The sequence below is a fragment of the Asaia sp. W19 genome (assembly GCF_003994335.1).
In the GTDB taxonomy this organism is placed as follows: Bacteria; Pseudomonadota; Alphaproteobacteria; order Acetobacterales; family Acetobacteraceae; genus Asaia.
Genome location: NZ_PNQZ01000059.1, coordinates 43,705 through 62,816 on the forward strand (window position 1 = coordinate 43,705; position 19,112 = coordinate 62,816).

Genomic DNA, 19,112 nt, shown 5'->3' on the forward strand with positions numbered 1-19,112 from the left:
TTCGCTGCGTAGACATCGCTCATGAGAGCGCCCTTCGCCGTGGTCACAATGGTCTATAACGAGCCCGTGTTTCTGCCGGTCTGGCTGCGCCATTATGCGTCCCAGGTGGGGATGGCGGCGTGTCATGTCATCGATCATGGTTCGGATGACGGCTCGACCAGCGCCCTCCCCTGCAACGTCCTGCGCCTTCCGCGTTCCCCCCAGGACGATGCACGGCGCACCCGGATGATCGGTCTGTTCTGCGCCAGTCTGCTGGAGTGGTATGAGGCCGTCATTTACTGCGACGTCGATGAGATCCTCGTCGCCGACCCCGCCCTATATGGCTCTCTTACCGAGCTTAGTCAGGCGCGCCCGGCGCCCTGCCTGACCGCGACTGGCTTCGATCTGCTGCATCGCGTCACGGTAGAGCCGGCGCTTGATTTCAGCGCGCCCATTCTTGCACAGCGCAGCGCTCTGCGCTTCTCCGCGGCCATGTGCAAGCCGTGCCTGATCAGGGAACCCGTCACATGGTCGCCGGGCTTTCATAGTATCCGTGAGGACCTGCCAAACCCTAACCCCGCGCTGATGCTGTTCCACCTGCGCTATTGCGATGTCGATGAAGGGCTGAAACGCCTCGCGCGCACACGGACGCAACCCTGGTGCAGCGAGGATGCGGGCGCGCATCAGCGTATGCTTGATGAGCCCTGGCGAGAAATGCTCGGAAACATGGCCGGGCTTCCGTTCCAGCCCGCTACCCTCGGTGAGGAAGACCCCGCCCTCAGGCCCTGGCGTGAGCGGCTCATCCGCGAAGGCAAGGAACGGGCACACGACCCGTATCCTATCGATCTTGGATTGTCCGGCGACAGGCTATGGGCCGTGCCGGAGCGCTTCAAGACACAATTCTAGAGGCTCGGAAACCGCCTTATTCAGCAGTTTCCTCAACAGCTTCCTCGCTCTCATTTTCGGCCGCACCCTCATCCTGGCGTCGGTCGTCCTGATCATGCTGCGCGCGTGCACGTTGCTGATGACGCTCCTGGCGCTCCATCTGGCTCTGCTGAGCGGCCTGGGTCATGGCGTTGAGAATGCGGAAATAATGCTCGGCGTGCTGAAAATAGGCTTCAGCCAGGATGCGATCACCCGTCCCGGTCGCGTCACGACCAAGCTGCAGATACTTCTCGAAAAGCTGCTGGGCCGTGCCACGCACGCGCATATCCGGACCGTTGCTGTCGAACACGTGGTTGCGGTTCAGGGGCGTCTGGCCATTCGAATGACGCGACCCGCCACCGCTCGGACGATGGTGACGGCTTCTCATACGTTTCATGTTCATGGATCCGCGTAGCACTTTCGTATTCGCAATCCCGACCCGCTTGCAGCGGGATGCGGCGCGATTGCAGGGAATGAATGACCCTTGGTTTGTCTCTAGCTGGCCGGATGACATGATCAGGCCATAAATCCGCTCAGCCTGATCATACTGATCACTGCACGATTGCGGAAAACAGTTCGTCTTGTCGGTGCATGCACCAGTGACCGCGACGGACCGATCAAAGGAAACTAGCAAGTTTGGCGCGACCTGCCAATCATTATTCGTGACCCGGACTCAGAGTGCTGTCCTTCCTCTCGAAGCATAAGGCCCTGATAACGCCGCCAAGATCAGAGCGGGCCTCACACAGCTTCAGCCCCTTCTCCTGTGCGATCCTCGTGACATCCCTCTCCTGCCCCTGGCCAATCTCGAAGATCACCAAACCGCGCGGAGACAGATAGTCAGATGCCTCAGTCAGAATTGCGCGATAGGCGTCCAGACCATCATTCCCTCCGGCCAGAGCGCGAGTTGGCTCATAATCCCGTACCTCCGGCATCAGTCCGGCGATCTCGCCAACCGGGATGTAGGGCGGGTTGCTCAGAATGAGATCAAATTGCCCCTTCAGAGCGGCAAACCAGCTTCCTGCAAGAAACACACTGCGCGTCTCGAGCCTGTTGCGCGCGGCATTACGCGAAGCGAGACATGCTGCCTCAGGCGCGAGATCGATGCCCACGCCAAAAGCCTCCGGATATTCGCTCAAGGCAGCCAGCAACAGACATCCGGTTCCCGTGCCAAGATCGAGTATCGTCCTGACAGCCCCCCGGTTCGGTCGCAGAGCGAGCAGAGCCTCGATAAGGGCCTCGCTATCCCCACGCGGGATGAGCGTTGCTTCAGAAACACCCAGCGTCAGGCTCCAGAACCCCGTCTCTCCCTCGATCATGGCCATGGGCTCCCGCCGGCAACGCCGTGTCACAGCGGAAACGAGCCGCCCTCGAGCGTCCTCCGGAATGGTATCACGCGTCAGAAGTCCCGCTGCATCGCAACCGAGCGCCCAGCAGGCCAGACGACGCGCTTCCATCCTGGCGGACTCGATTCCGGCCTGAGTGAGCGCCCGCGCCATGTCGTCGAGCACTTGTTTGAGCGAGACTGGATTTGCGCTCACCTGTTTCTCCTGAATCGGCCTATAAAACAGCCATGAGAAAGATCGTCTTCCTGCTCGCCGGGCTGTTCGGCGCGCATCCTGCCCTGGCCCTTGCTGAAAGCTTCACAGTCACGGATGACCGGGCGCCCATCGAGATTTCCGAGGTGTCGCGTCTGTATATCGACGGAACTTTGGCGGCGACATTCCGGCTGGATGACAAGACCCCGAGCCTGACCAAAACAATCGAGATCCCGTTGGGCAGGATCAACCATCATTACGCGCTGTGCGGCCAGATTACGGTCATCAACCCCGAGGGACGGGCCGAAACGCATCAGGTCAGCAGTGAAGGCACGCTGAACCACCCCGAGGGGCATCACCTCCTCGCTCTGGGCGACGAAGGCTTCACCGATTTCTTTCTGCGTGATCCCAATGACCCGGAAATCGCCAAGCATCATCCCGGACATGCCGAAATCTGCGCCTCGCCTGTCAGTTGATCGACGCAGCGCAGCAAGGATCAATTCAGCCCTTCTGCTGCAAGCAGGGCTGTCTGCTCCTCCTGCGTCAGTGCATCGATGATCTCGTCGAATTCGCCCAGCATCACCCGGTCAATCTTGTGCAGGGTCAGATTGATGCGGTGATCCGTCACCCTCCCCTGCGGAAAGTTGTAAGTGCGTATCCGCTCCGAGCGATCGCCGGTGCCAACCTGTGATCTACGGTCGGCCGCGCGGCTGGCATGAGCCTGGGCGCGTTGCATCTCGTACAGGCGCGCGCGCAGGATCTTCATGGCTTTCGCCTTGTTCTTGTGCTGGCTTTTCTCTTCCTGCATCGCCACCACAATGCCGCTGGGCATGTGGGTGATACGAACGGCGCTTTCGGTCTTGTTGACGTGCTGCCCGCCGGCACCTGAAGCGCGATAGACATCGATACGCAGATCGCCCTCGTCAATCGCTACATCCACCTCTTCAGCCTCGGGCATGATGGCGACCGTCACTGTTGAGGTATGGATACGCCCCTGGCTCTCCGTGGCGGGAACGCGCTGCACACGATGCACCCCCGACTCATACTTCAATCGGGCAAAGACCGATCGACCAGACACGGTGGCGACGCCTTCCCGTAGCCCGGAAAGGTCGCTCTCGTCATATTCCATGATTTCGAAACGCCAGCCATGGAGATCGGCGAAGCGCTTATAGGCGCCGAAGAGTTCGGCCGCGAAAAGTGCAGCCTCATCTCCGCCCGCAGCGGGACGGATTTCCAAAATGGCGCTGCGCTCATCCGCCTCGTCACGCGGCAGCAAGGCAAGACGCACCTGCTGATGCAAACCACCGAGCTGGCGCTCGATGACCTCGATCTCACCCTGTGCAAGCTCCCGCATCTCGGGGTCGTCCAGCAGAGTCTGCGCCTCCTTATGCGCCGCCTCCGCCTGACGATAGGCAAGAATGGACGACACAACCGGCTCGAGTTCGGCAAATTCGCGCGACGCCCGCACGAAATCCTCACCCTGCATCTCGCCGCTGGACATCATCGCCTGCAGTTCATCCGACCGGGCGACAATACGCTCCAGCCTGTCGTCCAGTGCCACGGTTACTGTGCTTTCAGGAAATGATCCGCCAGAGCGTCCAGGGCAATTTCGGTCTGCTCGCGTTTACCGAGGTCGCGCACCGTCACGGCGCCACGGGCCAACTCATCCTCACCCACAAGCACCATATGGGCTGCACCGGATTTGACGACGCGCTCCATACGCTTCTTGAGCGATGAACGGGTCTCGATCTCGGCAGCAAAACCCGCATTCCGCAGGCTCTGCGCTGCCGCGATGGCGGCAGCCAACGTCGCCTCACCCGTCGGCAGGATCGCGACAGGGCGCGGCTGAGCAGGAGCGGACTCGATCAGCAGTGCGAGACGTTCGATACCGCCTGCCCAGCCAATCGCTGGCGTAGCCGGACCGCCCATCTGGGCCACAAGCCCCTCATAGCGGCCCCCGGCGAGAACCGTGCCCTGAGCCCCAAGGCGGTCGGTCACGAACTCGAACGCAGTATGACTATAGTAATCGAGGCCGCGCACGATATGTGGATTCTCGACAAAGCCAACACCGAACAGATCAAGCTTGCGACGCAGATCGTCCCAGAAGATTCGCGATGCCTCGTTCAGATAGGCGCCGAATTTCGGCGCTTCTTCCAGAAGCGCGCGGTCCTGCGGCGATTTGCTGTCGAGGATTCGCAACGGGTTGGCTTCGAGGCGGGCACGGCTCTCATCCGAGAGCGCCCCCTCATGCGCCTTGAAATACGCCACCAGAGCCTCACGCCATGCCTGTCGGCTGTCGAGATCCCCCAGCGTGTTGATTTCGAGGGTGACTGCGTCGCCCAGACCCAGCGCCTTGAGGATGGCATGCGCCATAGCGATGGTCTCGGCATCCATCAGAGGATCAGTTGCGCCCAGCAACTCGGCCCCGATCTGATGAAACTGACGAAAGCGCCCCTTTTGCGGGCGCTCGTAGCGGAACATCGGCCCGTTATAAAAGACGCGCTGCGGGAGGGCCTGGGTCAGACCGTTGGTCACGAAGGCGCGACAGATAGCCGCCGTTCCTTCCGGGCGCAGGGTAAGACTATCGCCGCCGCGATCCTCGAACGTGTACATCTCCTTGGTGACGACGTCCGAGGTGTCGCCCAGCGTGCGGGAGAACACGCGCGTGTCTTCGAAGATCGGTGTCGACCACTCTTCATAGCCATAACGGCGCGTGACTTCGCGCGCCGTCTCCACCACATGGGCATGGCGGCGCGCGGTATCGCCAATCAGGTCATGCGTGCCGCGAACCGGCTGCAACTGGCTCATCTTCTCAGACGCCCGCCAGCGCGGCCTCGGCCTTCTGGGCCTCGTCCTGCGCAGCCTTTTCAGCTTCGATCTTCGCCACGCGCTCTTCCACGAGGTCGACGATATGCTCGATCATATCCTGACCTTCGTTCAGTCGATGATCCTGCTTGCCGGCCGAATAGACCATGTGGCGGCCAGCGCCACCACCGGTCACACCCAGATCGGTCATAAGGGCCTCGCCCGGGCCATTCACCACGCAACCGATGATGGAAAGCGTCAGCGGCGTCTTGATGTGCTGCAGGCGGTCTTCCAGGGTCTGCACCGTTTCAACCACGTTGAAGCCCTGGCGCGCACAGGACGGGCAGGAAATGATCTTCACACCGCGATGGCGCAGGCCGAGGGATTTGAGAATGTCCCATCCAACCAGAACTTCCTCTTCCGGAGGGGCGGAAAGCGAGACGCGCATCGTATCGCCCACGCCCGCCCAGAGCAGATTGCCCAGACCGATGGAGGATTTTACGGTACCGGCACGCTTCGACCCGGCTTCGGTGATGCCGATATGCAGCGGGTGGTCGCATACTTCGGCGAGCTGCTGATAAGCCGCGACGGCCATGAAGACGTCCGATGCCTTCACGCTGATCTTGAATTCGTGAAAATCATGATCCTGCAGGATCTTGGCGTGTTCCAAAGCGCTCTCGACCAGCGCATCGGGGTTGGGCTCACCGTATTTCTCGAGCAGGTGCTTCTCGAGTGACCCGGCATTCACACCGATACGGATGGAGCAGCCATAGTCACGCGCCGCATTCACGACCTCACGCACACGCTCGGCGCTACCGATATTACCGGGGTTGATACGCAGGCAGGCCGCGCCGGCCTTGGCGGCCTCGATAGCCCGCTTGTAATGGAAATGGATGTCCGCAACGATCGGCACATTCACTTCGCGCACGATCTCGGCAAGCGCTGCGGTGCTTTCCTCGTCCGGACAGGAAACGCGCACGATATCGACGCCCGCGATCTCCGACAGGCGGATCTGCTCGATTGTCGCCTTGGCATCCGATGTGAGCGTGTTGGTCATGGTCTGGACCGAAATCGGCGCATCGCCGCCGACCGCTACCTTGCCAACATGAATCTGACGGGATTTGCGACGTTCGATATACTGGTAGGGGCGATATCCGCTCATAATCTCGTCTCCGTAACGGGTGGCGCGGCAAGGCCTGCCGTGCACCCCGGGGGCGCTGCCGGAACCCCGTTCCGTGTCACCACCCCTTGTCCATTGTCATGTTGGCCAGAGCATCCCGATTGATCGAGGGCGCTCTGCCCGTCTTGTTAGCGCGGTTGCGCCGTCTTTTCCAATTGGCTTCGATTGAGCCGGTCCGTCTCGGACTCATGCTCGGCTGCCGTAACCTTTGGTGCGGCACCCGTCTTTTTCAAGGCTGCAGGAGCACCCGTCGCGCGTGAGGTGTCGCCATTCTGCGTCTCATCGTGCTGCGGCAGAGCGCTCTGACCCGGCAGGCCCTGCGCCGGGCCGGAGGACACGTTGCCGGGCATCGGGGCCGCGACAACGCTGCCCTCCTGTCCCAACTGGCCCGAGCGGATCGCGTCAGCCGTAACCGTCAGATTGCGACGTACTGCGCCAACGCGCCCCAGTGCGGCCGTGGTGACATCGCCGGCACTCAGTGTCAGGCCGCCCGCGTTGCCAAGCGTCATATGGTAGGGGCCGTTCTCTTCCGGCCCCTGCCAGGTCTCGCCCGATTTCAGCACCCGACTGAAAACGGTCGCGTTATTCTTGTCCCGGATCGACACCCAGGCATCTGCGCCCGCATGAAGAACGATCATGTTCGCAGCGGGTGACGCTGCAGTCGTCGCCACGGGATTAGCGGTATCCGGAGTGGCAGCGGCCGCGGGTGCCGGGACAGCGGGCGTCGTCGCGTTCGAGGGAGTCATTCCGGTGCTCGGTAGCGGCGGAGCGACAGTAGCGGGCGCTGGGGTTAAGGCTGCGCTCTGCTGGCCATTCTGCTCAGCCGGTATGGCATGGGCTGGAAGCGGCACGGCACCGGGCTGATTCGCCGCGCCCTGAACGGCATTCCCGGCATTATCCGGACTGGCCGCGTTTCCCTGTCCAGTTCCCGCCTGCGCGGCATTCGTCTGGGCTGGGGCAAGCTGAGGGGACGGAGCAAGCCCCCGATCGGGCATGACCGCCGCAATCTGCGGCGACGTCGTGCCATGCTGCGTGACCCCAGGCATGATCTCCGCCACTGGCGGCATCTGATGGGTCGGGGCGGGATCAGCGCCAAAGAAGTGATAATAGCCGATATAGGTCCCGACCAGGACGGCCAGCCCCGCGCCGACCCAGAGCCCGACTGGCACGCCACGCTCGGAGACGGGCTCAGGAAAACTCAACTCGGGCTTGGCCGCCAGCGCGCCACGGGCATCCTGCCGGAAACGCGCCACGGCCTGATCGGGGTCCATACCCAGGGCGTGGGCATAGCTCCGAAGAAAGCCCAACGCGTAGGCGCTTCCCGGAAAAACAGACAGATTGCCTTCCTCGAGCGCGCGCAGGTAGGTCTCGCGGATACGTAGCCAGTTGGCCACATCTGGCAACGCCCAGCCGAGCTCATCGCGCCTGGCGCGCAAATCGGCCCCGAGGCCGCGTGCACCCTCGGCATTGCCGCCCTGCCATCCCGGAATACGGTCTGTCGTCTTCTCTGGCATGATTACCCGATTGCGGTCTCTGTGGGGTGAAGATGCCCGCAACGGGCCTCTCTTGCAACCAGCGCGTCCACGGCCTGCTCAACCAGATCGTGCAGGATCTCGGCAACCGGGCGTACGGCCTTCACCATACCTACCGACTGACCCGCCATGACCGAGCCCTCTTCCACGTCGCCCTCGATCACTGCACGACGCAGGGCGCCCGCCCAGAAATGCTCGATTTCGAGCTGGGCCTCTTCCTTGGTGAGTTCGCCGGAGGTGAAGCGCGTCAGCGTGGCCGCCTGGTGTGCCATGAAACGACGCGTTCCCGCGTTGCTCAAGCCGCGCACCGGAATGACGGGAAAACGCTCATCGATCTGGTTAGAGGTGACCGCATCACGGGCCGAGGCGCGCACAAAGGCCTTCTTGAAGGCTTCATGAGCGATACTTTCGCTGCTCGCTGCGAAGAGCGTTCCGAGCTGCGCGCCCGAGGCCCCCTGCTCGAGATAGCCCAGCACCGCATCGCCACGGGCCAGACCGCCCGCCACGAAAACCGGTACATCATGGATATGGGGCAGGATCTCCTGCGCCAGCACATTGAGGGACACCGGACCGACATGACCGCCAGCCTCCGACCCTTCGATCACGAGCGCTTCGATCCCCTGCTTGACCAGGCGCTTGCCGAGCGCGAGGGCCGGGGCGAAACCGATTGCCCGCGCGCCACCGTCGCGCACCTGCTTGATGGTCGCGCCGCTGGGCACGCCACCGGCCAGAACCACATGGCCAACCCTGGCCTCGACGCAAACATCGACGAGCTTATCCAGCTCGGGATGCATCGTGATCAGATTGACGCCAAAGGGCTTGTCGGTCAGGGCCTGGGTCGCGGCAATTTCCTCGGCCAGACGATCCGGGTTCATCGCACCGCAGGCGATCACACCAAAACCGCCAGCATTCGAAATGGCGGAGACCAGATTACGCTCGCTCACCCACGACATCGCGCCGCCGAGAATGGCGGTCGGGGCGCCCAGAAAGGCGCAGCCCGGTGCCCAGAGGCGCTCAAGCGTTGCGCGGGCTTTCTGACGAGCTTGCTGCTGAGCCTGATCAGTGTCGGTCATGCTCATTCCCCATCCAACCCGTAAGCCGTGTGCAGGGCGCGCATGGCGAGTTCCATGTATTCGGCGTCGATCAGCACCGAGATCTTGATCTCGCTGGTGGAGATCACCTGCACATTGATCCCGCGCTCGGCAAGGGTCTGGAACATGGTGCTGGCCATGCCGGAATGGGAGCGCATACCAATGCCCACGACGCTGATCTTGACCACGTCATTGGCGGTGTGGATCTCGCCATACTGGATATCGGCTCGCGCAGCCTCGAGCGCGGCGAGCGCGCGCGCCTGGTCGCCCTTGGGAACGGTGAAGGTCATGTTGGTCGAGCCATCGGAGCCGACGCTCTGGACGATCATGTCCACATTCACCCGCGCCTCGGTCAGGGGGCTGAAAATGGCGGCGGCGATGCCCGGACGGTCCGGAATGCGGCTGACTGAGATCTTTGCCTCGTCCAGAGAATAGGCGATCCCCGTGACCAGTTCCTTTTCCATCATCTCGTCCTCATCCACCACCAGCGATCCCGAGAGCTCCGTCTCGGGTTCAAAACTCGACAACACGCGCACGCGCACTTTTTCTTTCATGGCCAGACCGACTGAGCGCGTCTGGAGTACCTTGGCCCCTACCGAAGCCAGTTCGAGCATCTCCTCGAAGGTAATGCGATCCAGCTTCTTGGCCTTTTTTACGATACGCGGATCGGTGGTGTAGATTCCATCGACATCGGTATAGATATCGCAACGATCGGCCTTGATGGCCGCCGCCACGGCGACAGCCGAGGTATCGGAGCCACCACGACCCAGCGTGCTGATCCGCTTACCCGGCGCGACACCCTGGAACCCGGCAATGACCGGCACCTCGCCCCGCTCCATGCAGGCGATCAACGCCGCGCCTTCCACATCGCCAATACGGGCCTTGCCATGCGCCTCATCGGTACGGAAGGGGATCTGCCAGCCCTGCCAGGATCGGGCCGGAACGCCGAGCGCCTGGAGCGCAATGGCTGTGAGACCGCTCGTGACCTGCTCTCCACTGGCGACGACGGCATCGTATTCGCGTGCATCGGCCATCGGATCGAGCGCATTCACATACCCGACCATCTGATTGGTGACGCCCGCCATGGCCGAAACCACCACCGCGACCTGATGCCCCTTTTCACGCTCCTTGCGCACGCGCTCGGCAACGGCGCGAATGCGGTCCAGATCAGCGACAGAGGTACCGCCAAACTTCATGACGATCCGGGTTGGGCACGGGTCTGAAGACGTCATAATTGTGCACCTGGCTCCGTACGTAGCAGAAAGCGGTCAATCACAGAGCGCCGGGGAAGGATTTTCCAGCCTGCGATGTTGCGCAAGGAAAGGCCGGTCACATACTAAGTCCAGATCGCGCCGTCCAGATACTCTGGAACAACGGACCCATTTCTGTATGCCTGGAACCACAATGCCGGATCACGCAGCCTCTTCCGTCTCTGATCGCGAGATCGCCCATTTCGACCAGTTCGCCGCCACGTGGTGGGACCCCAAAGGCCCCATGAAGCCCCTGCACGATATGAACCCGATGCGTACGGAATGGGTCAACGCCCATCTTCGCCGACTGGAAGGGCTACGGGGCGGTCGGCTTTCTCTACTCGATATCGGCTGCGGTGCAGGCCTTGCGAGCGAGGCCTATGCGCGCATGGGGCATGACGTTCTTGGGCTCGACGCCTCTCCAGAGGGAATCCGCGCGGCTCAGGCGCATCTGGCTGAGCATCCGCTCCCCGATAATTCCGGCCCCCTCACCTATCGTAATGGCAGCGCCGAGGCGCTGGTGCGGGAGGGGCAGAGCTTCGATGCCATCTCGGCGCTTGAAGTGATTGAGCACGTCAATGACCCGCAGGAATTTCTCGGTCTACTGCGCAGCCTGACGCGTCCGGGCGGTCTGATCGCCGTGTCCACGCTCAATCGCACGCTGCTCTCGCTGGCCGTTGCCAAGATCGGAGCCGAATATATTGCGCGGCTCCTGCCCGTGGGCACACATGACTGGCAGAAATTCATCAAACCCGATGAGCTGCACAAAATGGGTCGCACGGTCGGTCTGCGCATGATCGACGTGGCCGGAATGAGCTATCGCCCGATGCACTGGCGCATCACACGCGATACAAGCATCAATTACATCACGATGTTCGTGAGGGATTGAGGGCCGTTCGGGATCGGAGGGGACAACCCAGCTGGTGTCCCCTTTCCCCTGCTGCGCATGAGGAGATGATCTCCCGCCACGCGCCGCATGACCCTCAGATTTCGGTATCCATGAAAGCAAAGGTGGTCGGGCTGCCCACCGGTGTGAAGTTCTCGGTAAATCCGAGCTGGCCGCTGGCCTTGTCGATGCGGAACGAGGTCACGGCATCGCTGCGCTGATTAGCGCAGAAGAGGAAGCTGCCCGAAGGGTCGAACATCATGGCGCGGCCGTAATCGGCATGCATCCAGGCTTCGTCCTGCAGGGTCAGGGTTCCATCCTCCCCAACCTTGAACACGGCCAGCGAGTCACCAAGTCGGTTCGACGCATAGACAAAACGGTCATCAGCTGAGATCAGGATCTCGGCGGCCAGAGTGCTGCCGCGGAAATGCGACGTGACCGTGCTGACCGATTGCAGGTTGTTGATCGCACCGGTCTGGGGATCGAAGGCGCTGACAACGATCTTCGAGTCCTGCTCGCACAGATTATACATCAGCTTGCCGGAGCGGTTGAACTGGAAGTGACGGGGAGCACTGCCCGGCGTCATGTCGTAATAGGGCGTCTTGGCCGGAACGAGCTTGCCGGTCTGGAGGTTGAGCGTCCAGACATAGACGCGATCGAGCCCTGCATCATCGGCGATTACGAACTTTCCGCTCGGATCGCTCTGAATCATGTGGGGATGCGAGCCCGAGTGATCCGAAACCGCGAAATTGCCCTGGGGGTTGTCAGCGGCGCGCTCGGGCTGGCGGGGTCCCGTATTATGCACCACATCGGTTGCCGGTCCGAGCGAGCCATCGGGACGGATGGGCAGTACAGCTACAGAGCCACCCATGTAATTCGCCACCAGAATGTATCGTCCCGAGTGGTGAACGCTCAGATGCGCGGGTACCGCGCCACCGGAGCTGACGGCATTCAGCTTCTTGAGCGAACCGGTCTTGCGATCCACCGCGAAGGCCGTGACCGAGCCGTCACCATCCTTGTTGAAATCGTCGATCTCGCTCAGCGCGTAGAGAAAGCGCTTGTCGTGAGACAGGGTGATGAAAGAGGGGCTGGCAATATCGGTAAAAGTCGTCACCGGAGTCAGAACGCCGGTCTGGCGATCCATCTCGAACACCGCAATACCTTCGCCATTGCCCGCGCCACCCGGAGGCGCATGCTTGGTGTAGCCGCCTACGAAGCAGATGGTCTTGGAGACCGGTTTGGGCGGCGGCGGCGGTGTGGCCGGTGCCTGATCCGTTGCGTCCTGTGCCAGCGCGTGGCCACAGCCCAGAAGTCCCAATGTACCCAACGCAAAGCCGCGACGGGAAAGCGAAGTCGTCATGTTCTGCTCTCAAGCTCCTCGAGCGATCCTCCCGCTCAGGGCAGTTTGCACTCCGGACCGATCGTGCCGTGATAACGGGTCCAGGTCTGCGTCTTGCCGAAGAGGGGGATTCCCAGAATGAACCCGCGCAGCTTGAGCACCTCAGACGACTCGGCATGGATACGGGCGTCGTAGGTCCGTCCGGTCTCCGGGTCGAGGATATGCCCCCGCCACACGTTCTCGTCCCTGATTAGTCGGAAATCGGTCAGCATGACCAGCCCACATTGTGAACGTCCCCACACATCCTTGGGAACAGGCCCGTCATATTGCATGCCGATCAGCCTTCCGCAGAGCGTATCGCCACAATGTCCAATCTGGAACACACCATCGTGATCCTGCGCCAGCCACAGCCCCTCCTCAGGAGCTGGCGGATTACCCGCAATCTGGGCAAAGGCATCTCGGGACGGAGAAGAGAGGGCAAGAAGGAGAAGCGAACACAGGACGAGGCACCGCACAACCGCTGGACGCACGACCGACAAACGTTCGACAGATCGGCCTGCGACGCGGTCAGTTATCCGAGCGATCGATCCACGGAACCGGGGTAAAGTCCACGCCTTCATCTTCGAGCCTTTCGCGTTCGGTATCGCTCATCGTGCCATAGATGCCGCGCGCCGGTTGCCGGTCACCATCCTGGTTCGCATCATGACGCCTCAACGCCTCTTCGGCAAATCGATCACCCACGTCTTCGCACTGCGCCTCAACCTCTTTCCGCAGCTGACGCAGGGCAAGGCGCAGCTGATCTACCGGAGAGAGCGGCGCAGGGTCTTTTCGCGCTATGGCGGGTCTGGCGAGCGCAGGCGCCATGAGGCTTTTGGATACTTCCGTCGCGCCACACTCGGGACAGGAGACGAGCCCGGTTTCCTTCTGTCGATCGAAAGCGTCACCCGAGGGGAACCACCCCTCAAATTCATGCCCCGTCGGGCAATGCAGGCGATAGCAGATCATTCCTGAGCGAGAATCCTGTCGAGTTCCCCGGTCGATTCCAGCTGCATCAGATCGGTGCAGCCCCCAAGGCAGCACCCATCGACGAAAATCTGCGGCACAGTGCGCCCCCCGCCCGAACGACTGATGGAGTCGAGGCGCGCCTGCGTGCCATGGGGAGCATCGATTTCGGTGAAAGGGAGTTTTTTCGAGGCAAGAATCTGCACCGCGCGTACGCAGTAAGGGCAGCCAGGTTGGGTATAGATCTCGATCTTCGCCACGTTGGGGGATCACTCCTCTGCGTCAATGATGTCTCCCCCTGGGTCAGAGGCCACGTGTTTCACTGCCCGGGCTGCAACGAGCAGGTCCACACGCCGCGCACCCGCCTGGAGGAGCCTTGATGCGCAGATGGAGGCGGTAGCGCCGGTGGTCAAGATATCATCGACCAGAACGACATGCCGCCCTGCCACGCGGATACGCGCAGCCGGGCGAAGAACGAATGCATCTCCAAGCGCACGACGCCTTTCACCGGGATCGAGCCGTGCGAGCGTTTTCGTCGCCCGTCTCCGGATAAGGGCATCCGGAATAAGGCGCGCCTGAGGCGCCGAGCGCGACAGGACACGCGCCAGAATAGCCGCCTGATTGAAGCGCCTGTGCCAGAAACGATGCCTGTGCAACGGGACCGGCACGAGGCATTCGGCCTCTGCGAGAATGTCCGCCCCGCCTTGTTGCATCGCTCTGGTGAGGAACGGCGTAATGTCGAGCCGATCGGCGTATTTCAGCTGAAGTACGAGCCTGCGCGCGGTCCCCTCATACTGGAAAGCCGCGCGGGCTGCGTGCCACAGGGGGGGAGACTGCGCACAGGAGGGGCAATACCCTCGGGAATCCGCATAATCCGGCGCGGGGAGAGGCAAGGCACACCGTGTGCACGCACCGGTGAGATGCGACAGCCCGGTGAAGCAGGCAGCACAGACAAGCCCTGATGAGCCGGTTTCGGCACTGCATGCAAGACAGATCGGGGGAAAGAGAAAATCGAGCCCCGCGCGAGCCAGCTTGCGGAAAGGCGTCATGAGGCTCGCGGAGCGATCACTCGATCACCACAAGATCGACGAGCATCGTATTGATCAGGACCTTTCCCTGATTCTCGAAATTGACCGTGACACGGTGACCCGTAACGCTCTGAATTTGACCAATACCCCAGTCAGGGCAATGCGGATGGGAAACGAACTGACCGGGCTCGAAGAAACTTACGTCGTGCTTCATGCGCCGTGCCTCGCATCTGCCGCGTCAGCATCGTTGTTTTTCGGCCTCTCGATCCCGACCCTCGCAAGCATTTCATCGACCCGTGCCAGAAGCGCCGCGCAGACCGTTTCATCCTGTCCCTCAGCGCGCGCAACAAGGGCTGGCTGGGTGTTGGAGGCCCTGAGCAGCCACCAGCCCCCCTTTTCACGCACCCTCATGCCATCGATCAGCGTCATCTCCATCCCTGCCGCCCTGCATCGCGCGATCACGGCGTCGATCACCTGAAATTTGCGGTGATCAGGGCACGCGAATCTGATCTCGGGCGTGGCGACAGCGCGCGGTAGCGCTTCATGCAGCACCGAAACAGGGCGGGACTGATGTGCCAGGAAGTCGATCATCCGCATGGCGGCGTAGAGCCCGTCGTCGAAGCCGGGCCAGCGATCGGCGAAGAAGAAGTGACCCGACATTTCACCGGCGAAGACGGCCCCCGTTTCGCGCATGGCGTTCTTCACCTCGGAGTGCCCACTCGGACAAAGAGCCGCTTTTCCACCAGCCGCGACGATACCGTCGAAAAGAACCTGTGACATCTTGACGTCGCCAAGAATCCTGGCCCCGGGCCGTTCTTCTAGGATCGCCTGCGCCAAGATCAGACTCAGCATGTCCGCAGGGATAATCCTGCCCTGCTCGTCGATAACGCCCATGCGGTCGGCATCGCCGTCAAAACCGAACCCGATATCTGCGCGATGGTGAAGCACTGCGTCGCGCAGTTGCACCATGTTCTCCGGCAAGGTCGGGTCCGGATGGTGGGCCGGAAAATTGCCATCTATCTCCGCGTTGAGAATGACATGTGTTCCCGGCAGGCGCGCGACCAGAGCCTCGAGCACTCTGCCTGCGGAGCTATTCGCATTATCCCACACCACACGCAGTGGGCGTCCCTTTGCACGCAAGGCTGAAAGAAGGGCGCGACAGTAGCTGTCGAGCGATTCGATATTGGCCAGGCTGCCAAGCTCTGCCGTCTGAACCACTCCCCGACCCAGAAGCGTTGCCACCTGCCGCAAGGCCTCACCGTAGAAGGGTTGGTTGCGCAGCATGAGCTTGAAGCCGTTATAACCCACAGGGTTATGGCTGCCCGTTACCATGATCGCGCCCGAAGCCCCCATCTCATGGGATGCGTGATAGAGCATGGGGGTGGGGCAACATCCGATGCGCTGCACGCGCATTCCCCCGCTGATGAGCCCATTAATCAGAGCGCGCTCCAGTGCGGGAGAGGAGGTGCGGCCATCGTGACCGACCACAACGTCCTGGGCGCCATTCTCCCGCAGGATCAACGCAAAAACGACGCCCAGGGCCTGGGCGTCGTTATCGAAAAGCGTCGTACCGACAATCCCGCGAATATCGTATTCTCGCAGGATCGTCGGGTGGAACTCATGCCGGAACATAAAGTCCATCAGGCATTGGCGTATTTCTTGATGAACCCACGCATGGCTTCACGCAGATCAGGCCGCTCGAGCGCGAAGGCAATCTGCGCCTCCAGATACCCGGCCTTGTCACCGCAATCATAGCGCGTGCCCTCATAGCGCAGCCCATGGAACGGCGCATGGCCGATCATCTTCGCCATGGCGTCGGTGAGCTGCACTTCGCCGCCTGCGCCGCGCTCCAGCTTGGAAAGATGCGTCATGATCTCGGGCAGAAGGACATAGCGGCCGATGATCGACAGATTGGAGGGAGCATCCTCGGGATTGGGCTTCTCAACCAGCCCCTTGACCTCGACCAGCTTGCCGTCATCCTTGCCGACATCGAGAATGCCGTAGCGGTTCGTGTGTTCCTTGGGGACCTCGGACACGGCAACCACGTTGCCGCCGGTCTGATTGTATACCTCGACCAGTTGGGCCACGCAGCCCTTCTCACCCTGAACGATGTCATCAGGGAGGAGAATGGCGAACGGATCGTCACCGATGAAGGAGCGCGCACACCAGATGGCGTGGCCAAGCCCAAGAGGCTCCTGCTGACGGACCGCTGCAAGCGAACCCGCCTCGATCGAGCTCGGCTGCAGCGTTTCCAGCAGAGCATTCTTGCCGCGCTCGCGAAGGGTCGTCTCCAGTTCGAAGGCAACGTCGAAATAATCGATCAGGCTGTCCTTGCCACGGCCGGTAATCAGGCAGAACTGATCGATACCGGCCTTGCGCGCTTCATCGATCGCATACTGGATCAGCGGGCGGTCCACGACCGGCAGCATTTCCTTCGGCATGGCCTTGGTTGCAGGAAGAAAGCGCGTTCCCATACCCGCAACGGGGAGTACTGCTTTTCTGAGCGGCTTGATCACGTTATCCGACCTTTAGATCTTTGTAGGAGTATGGAACAGCGACCGAAGGGGGATTTGATCTTGCCTTTACCCTTCAACCGCGTGCCAACTTACACGACGACTGTCTCGCAACCACTCTCTAGCAACAAGACTTCGACAAAGTGATGGCAGAGGTGAAAAAAACATGAATCGTCATGCGTTAACAAGACTGACCGTTAACGAAAGTTCATTTCATTTTGCGTATTTTTGGGGGAGCCGGTCGAACCGGGGATGAACTGGCACCCCCCGAAGGGGGTGCATCCAGTTCCGATGGTGCGGTCGAGAAGACTCGAACTTCCACGGGGTTGCCCCCACAAGCACCTCAAGCTTGCGCGTCTACCATTCCGCCACGACCGCATCGTGACAAGCGGCCCGCTCTGGGCGATACCGCTCGTGTGAAGGGGGCTATAGCCGATGAGTGATGAGCAGGCAATCGCGGAAAAGGCGATTTTTAAGAAAATATCCTGGAAACGAGAGAAAGACCTCGTTTCCTATGACCATGCACTGACCGCCATGCAGGAAAGGGCAGCGGCGATCCGATCTGGCAAAGCAGAAGAGTTGCTCTGGTTTCTGGAACATCCGCGTCTTTATACCGCGGGCACCTCGGCCAAGGCTGACGATCTGATCAACCCGGAAAACCTGCCAACCTATGACGCTGGGCGGGGCGGCCAATGGACCTATCATGGCCCAGGGCAACGCATCGTTTATGTGATGCTTGATCTGCAGCGCGCCCACGGGCCGACCCCGCCGCGTGATCTGCGTGCCTTCGTTCAAAGCCTGGAGAGATGGATCATCGCCAGTCTCTCAATGCTCGGCATCAAGGGGCGGGCCGAATGCGGTCGAATCGGTGTCTGGGTCGATGACCCGATAACGGGTCAGGAAACCAAGATCGCCGCTCTGGGGATCAGGCTCAGTCGCTGGGTATCCTGGCATGGGATAGCGATCAATCTGGACCCGGATCTCGCCGATTTTGAGGGGATCATCCCCTGCGGGATCAGGGAATACGGGGTGACCAGCATCAGGCGGTTCAACCCCGACCTCTCAATGGACGCTCTCGATCACGCCCTTCTGTCGACCTGGGCTCAGTTTTTCGGGGAGACGCCAGTCTCACTTACATCGGCGAGCGACAGCACGATGTGATTGCCCCGTGCGTCCACCCCATCGAGCGTCGAGAGAACGAGAGTCCGGTCGTGGTCGATGAAGCGCAGGGTGAGCAGCCCTTGCGAGGGATTATCGGCCTCGGCCAGAGAAATCTGGCTGGCGCCTGGCACACGACGCATATCGGTGACCCTTATCGAGCCGCCAAAGCGCACAGGCACGTGAAGGAGCAGGCCAAGCGGGTTACGCGACAGGCTGAGCCGGGTCACGGCGCCAGTTTGCGAGTCGTCGAGCACCAGATGAGCGCCGCTCGCCCGCAAGGTCATGGGGTGAGGTGAAAGATAGTCGAGGGCCAGCGCGCCTGGCTGATAGGTGAAGCGCCCCGCGCCTCCATTGTCGCGCGGACCGACCTGGGTGAAATTGCCCTGCAACATCACCGGACGGTTCAGATAAGCCTCGACGCGATGAGCCGCGCTTTTCTGCTCAGGAGAGAGCCCGTCCAGCCCCCTTACCGCGCAGCCTGAGAGTAGGCCGCATAGCGCGACAAGCACAAGACGTCGGGGCGCTGCCCCTCTGCGGGAAGACTGCACGAGGGCCTGCCCTTTCATGCCCCACCCGGTGTGGAGAGCGTGAGCGAAAGTGCATGCAGTCCGGTATCGAATTCCGGCTTCAGCAGATCATTGACCAGTCGATGCCGGGCTACCCGGTTCATGCCATCGAAGCGCGCGCTGACGATCGTCAGTGTGAAATGGGTTTCATCCCCCTCAATGCCATTGCGCGCCGCATGCTTGGCATGACGCTTACTGTCATCACGAATGGTCAGGGCTTCGGGCTGCAGCGCCTCGTCAAGCCGCAGCTTCATTCTGGCCGCGCGTTCCTTCAGTTCAGTCATGAGCACTCCCTTCTTGCATCGGCGTCTCTTAGGACGC

At 61.5% G+C, this 19,112-nt stretch carries 22 protein-coding genes and 1 tRNA gene; 4 read left to right on the forward strand and 19 right to left on the reverse strand.

Translation table 11 applies throughout. The features are described 5' to 3' along the window. Positions 1-21 precede the first annotated feature (21 nt). On the forward strand, positions 22-885 hold the full coding sequence (locus tag C0V97_RS10360; RefSeq protein WP_127102518.1) for a glycosyltransferase family 2 protein: 864 nt from the start codon (positions 22-24) through the stop codon (positions 883-885). Positions 886-901: 16 nt separating this feature from the next. Here C0V97_RS10360 and C0V97_RS10365 read toward each other — a convergent pair whose 3' ends face one another. Together C0V97_RS10365 and prmC are read right to left on the reverse strand one after the other, a co-directional pair. Then, positions 902-1,306: a DUF4167 domain-containing protein gene (locus C0V97_RS10365; protein WP_127102519.1), complete on the reverse strand. Its 405-nt coding sequence runs from the start codon at positions 1,304-1,306 to the stop codon at positions 902-904. A 253-nt stretch (positions 1,307-1,559) separates the two neighbouring features. Next, positions 1,560-2,441, reverse strand: a complete 882-nt coding sequence (prmC, locus tag C0V97_RS10370; RefSeq protein WP_127102520.1) for a peptide chain release factor N(5)-glutamine methyltransferase — start codon at positions 2,439-2,441, stop codon at positions 1,560-1,562. 32 nt (positions 2,442-2,473) lie between these two features. Here prmC and C0V97_RS10375 point away from each other — a divergent pair, with 32 nt between their 5' ends. Continuing rightward, positions 2,474-2,914 (forward strand): hypothetical protein, encoded by a 441-nt coding sequence (locus C0V97_RS10375; RefSeq protein WP_127102521.1) that lies wholly within the window; start codon positions 2,474-2,476, stop codon positions 2,912-2,914. Positions 2,915-2,934: 20 nt separating this feature from the next. Here the strand turns inward: C0V97_RS10375 and prfA are convergent, their stop codons facing one another. The 6 genes from prfA to C0V97_RS10405 all read right to left on the reverse strand — a co-directional run bounded on the left by prfA (position 2,935) and on the right by C0V97_RS10405 (position 10,278). Beyond that, a complete protein-coding gene (gene prfA, locus C0V97_RS10380; protein ID WP_127102522.1) occupies positions 2,935-3,999 on the reverse strand; it encodes a peptide chain release factor 1 in 1,065 nt (354 codons plus the stop codon). Positions 4,000-4,001: 2 nt separating this feature from the next. Beyond that, positions 4,002-5,246: a histidine--tRNA ligase gene (hisS, locus tag C0V97_RS10385; protein ID WP_127102523.1), complete on the reverse strand. Its 1,245-nt coding sequence runs from the start codon at positions 5,244-5,246 to the stop codon at positions 4,002-4,004. 4 nt (positions 5,247-5,250) lie between these two features. After that, positions 5,251-6,405, reverse strand: coding sequence for a flavodoxin-dependent (E)-4-hydroxy-3-methylbut-2-enyl-diphosphate synthase (ispG, locus tag C0V97_RS10390; protein ID WP_127102524.1), 1,155 nt, complete (start codon positions 6,403-6,405; stop codon positions 5,251-5,253). 146 nt (positions 6,406-6,551) lie between these two features. Continuing rightward, a complete protein-coding gene (locus tag C0V97_RS10395; protein WP_127102525.1) occupies positions 6,552-7,937 on the reverse strand; it encodes a helix-turn-helix domain-containing protein in 1,386 nt (461 codons plus the stop codon). A 2-nt stretch (positions 7,938-7,939) separates the two neighbouring features. Next, positions 7,940-9,028, reverse strand: a complete 1,089-nt coding sequence (locus C0V97_RS10400) for a nitronate monooxygenase family protein (protein WP_127102526.1) — start codon at positions 9,026-9,028, stop codon at positions 7,940-7,942. A gap of 2 nt (positions 9,029-9,030) precedes the next feature. Further along, positions 9,031-10,278 carry an aspartate kinase gene (locus tag C0V97_RS10405; RefSeq protein WP_127102527.1) on the reverse strand — a complete coding sequence of 416 codons (1,248 nt, stop codon included), beginning with the start codon at positions 10,276-10,278 and terminating at the stop codon, positions 9,031-9,033. A 157-nt stretch (positions 10,279-10,435) separates the two neighbouring features. Here C0V97_RS10405 and ubiG point away from each other — a divergent pair, with 157 nt between their 5' ends. Beyond that, positions 10,436-11,185, forward strand: coding sequence for a bifunctional 2-polyprenyl-6-hydroxyphenol methylase/3-demethylubiquinol 3-O-methyltransferase UbiG (gene ubiG / locus C0V97_RS10410; protein ID WP_127102528.1), 750 nt, complete (start codon positions 10,436-10,438; stop codon positions 11,183-11,185). Between the two features lie 94 nt (positions 11,186-11,279). Here ubiG and C0V97_RS10415 read toward each other — a convergent pair whose 3' ends face one another. The 9 genes from C0V97_RS10415 to C0V97_RS10455 form a co-directional block, all read right to left on the reverse strand. Beyond that, entirely contained in the window at positions 11,280-12,542 is a 1,263-nt protein-coding gene (locus C0V97_RS10415; protein ID WP_127102529.1) for a lactonase family protein, read from the reverse strand. Positions 12,543-12,577: 35 nt separating this feature from the next. Further along, the gene (locus C0V97_RS10420) at positions 12,578-13,051 is read right to left on the reverse strand and encodes a DUF2147 domain-containing protein (protein WP_233582101.1); all 474 of its coding nucleotides are present in this window, start codon (positions 13,049-13,051) and stop codon (positions 12,578-12,580) included. Positions 13,052-13,088: 37 nt separating this feature from the next. Then, positions 13,089-13,526, reverse strand: coding sequence for a DUF1178 family protein (locus C0V97_RS10425; protein WP_127102531.1), 438 nt, complete (start codon positions 13,524-13,526; stop codon positions 13,089-13,091). Beyond that, positions 13,523-13,783 (reverse strand): glutaredoxin 3, encoded by a 261-nt coding sequence (gene grxC, locus C0V97_RS10430; protein ID WP_127102532.1) that lies wholly within the window; start codon positions 13,781-13,783, stop codon positions 13,523-13,525. Before grxC ends, C0V97_RS10425 begins: the two co-directional genes overlap by 4 nt. Before the next feature lie 9 nt (positions 13,784-13,792). Further along, positions 13,793-14,572 carry a ComF family protein gene (locus C0V97_RS10435; RefSeq protein ID WP_127102533.1) on the reverse strand — a complete coding sequence of 260 codons (780 nt, stop codon included), beginning with the start codon at positions 14,570-14,572 and terminating at the stop codon, positions 13,793-13,795. Positions 14,573-14,588: 16 nt separating this feature from the next. Then, complete coding sequence (locus C0V97_RS10440; protein WP_127102534.1) at positions 14,589-14,765, reverse strand: DUF3553 domain-containing protein; 177 nt, start codon at positions 14,763-14,765, stop codon at positions 14,589-14,591. Continuing rightward, positions 14,762-16,183 (reverse strand): phosphoglucomutase/phosphomannomutase PgmG, encoded by a 1,422-nt coding sequence (gene pgmG / locus C0V97_RS10445; RefSeq protein ID WP_127102535.1) that lies wholly within the window; start codon positions 16,181-16,183, stop codon positions 14,762-14,764. Before pgmG ends, C0V97_RS10440 begins: the two co-directional genes overlap by 4 nt. An 8-nt stretch (positions 16,184-16,191) precedes the next feature. Further along, positions 16,192-17,067 (reverse strand): UTP--glucose-1-phosphate uridylyltransferase GalU, encoded by an 876-nt coding sequence (galU, locus tag C0V97_RS10450; protein WP_127102536.1) that lies wholly within the window; start codon positions 17,065-17,067, stop codon positions 16,192-16,194. A gap of 289 nt (positions 17,068-17,356) precedes the next feature. Further along, positions 17,357-17,442 (reverse strand) — tRNA-Leu (locus C0V97_RS10455). 57 nt (positions 17,443-17,499) lie between these two features. Between C0V97_RS10455 and lipB the strand changes: the two genes are divergently transcribed. Beyond that, positions 17,500-18,225: a lipoyl(octanoyl) transferase LipB gene (gene lipB / locus C0V97_RS10460; protein ID WP_127102537.1), complete on the forward strand. Its 726-nt coding sequence runs from the start codon at positions 17,500-17,502 to the stop codon at positions 18,223-18,225. Here lipB and C0V97_RS10465 read toward each other — a convergent pair. Next, on the reverse strand, positions 18,168-18,773 hold the full coding sequence (locus tag C0V97_RS10465) for an outer membrane lipoprotein carrier protein LolA (protein ID WP_233582102.1): 606 nt from the start codon (positions 18,771-18,773) through the stop codon (positions 18,168-18,170). The two genes, lipB and C0V97_RS10465, sit on opposite strands and share 58 nt — an antisense overlap. 14 nt (positions 18,774-18,787) lie before the next feature. Beyond that, the gene (locus C0V97_RS10470; RefSeq protein ID WP_127102539.1) at positions 18,788-19,075 is read right to left on the reverse strand and encodes a BolA family transcriptional regulator; all 288 of its coding nucleotides are present in this window, start codon (positions 19,073-19,075) and stop codon (positions 18,788-18,790) included. Between the last annotated feature and the right edge of the window lie 37 nt (positions 19,076-19,112).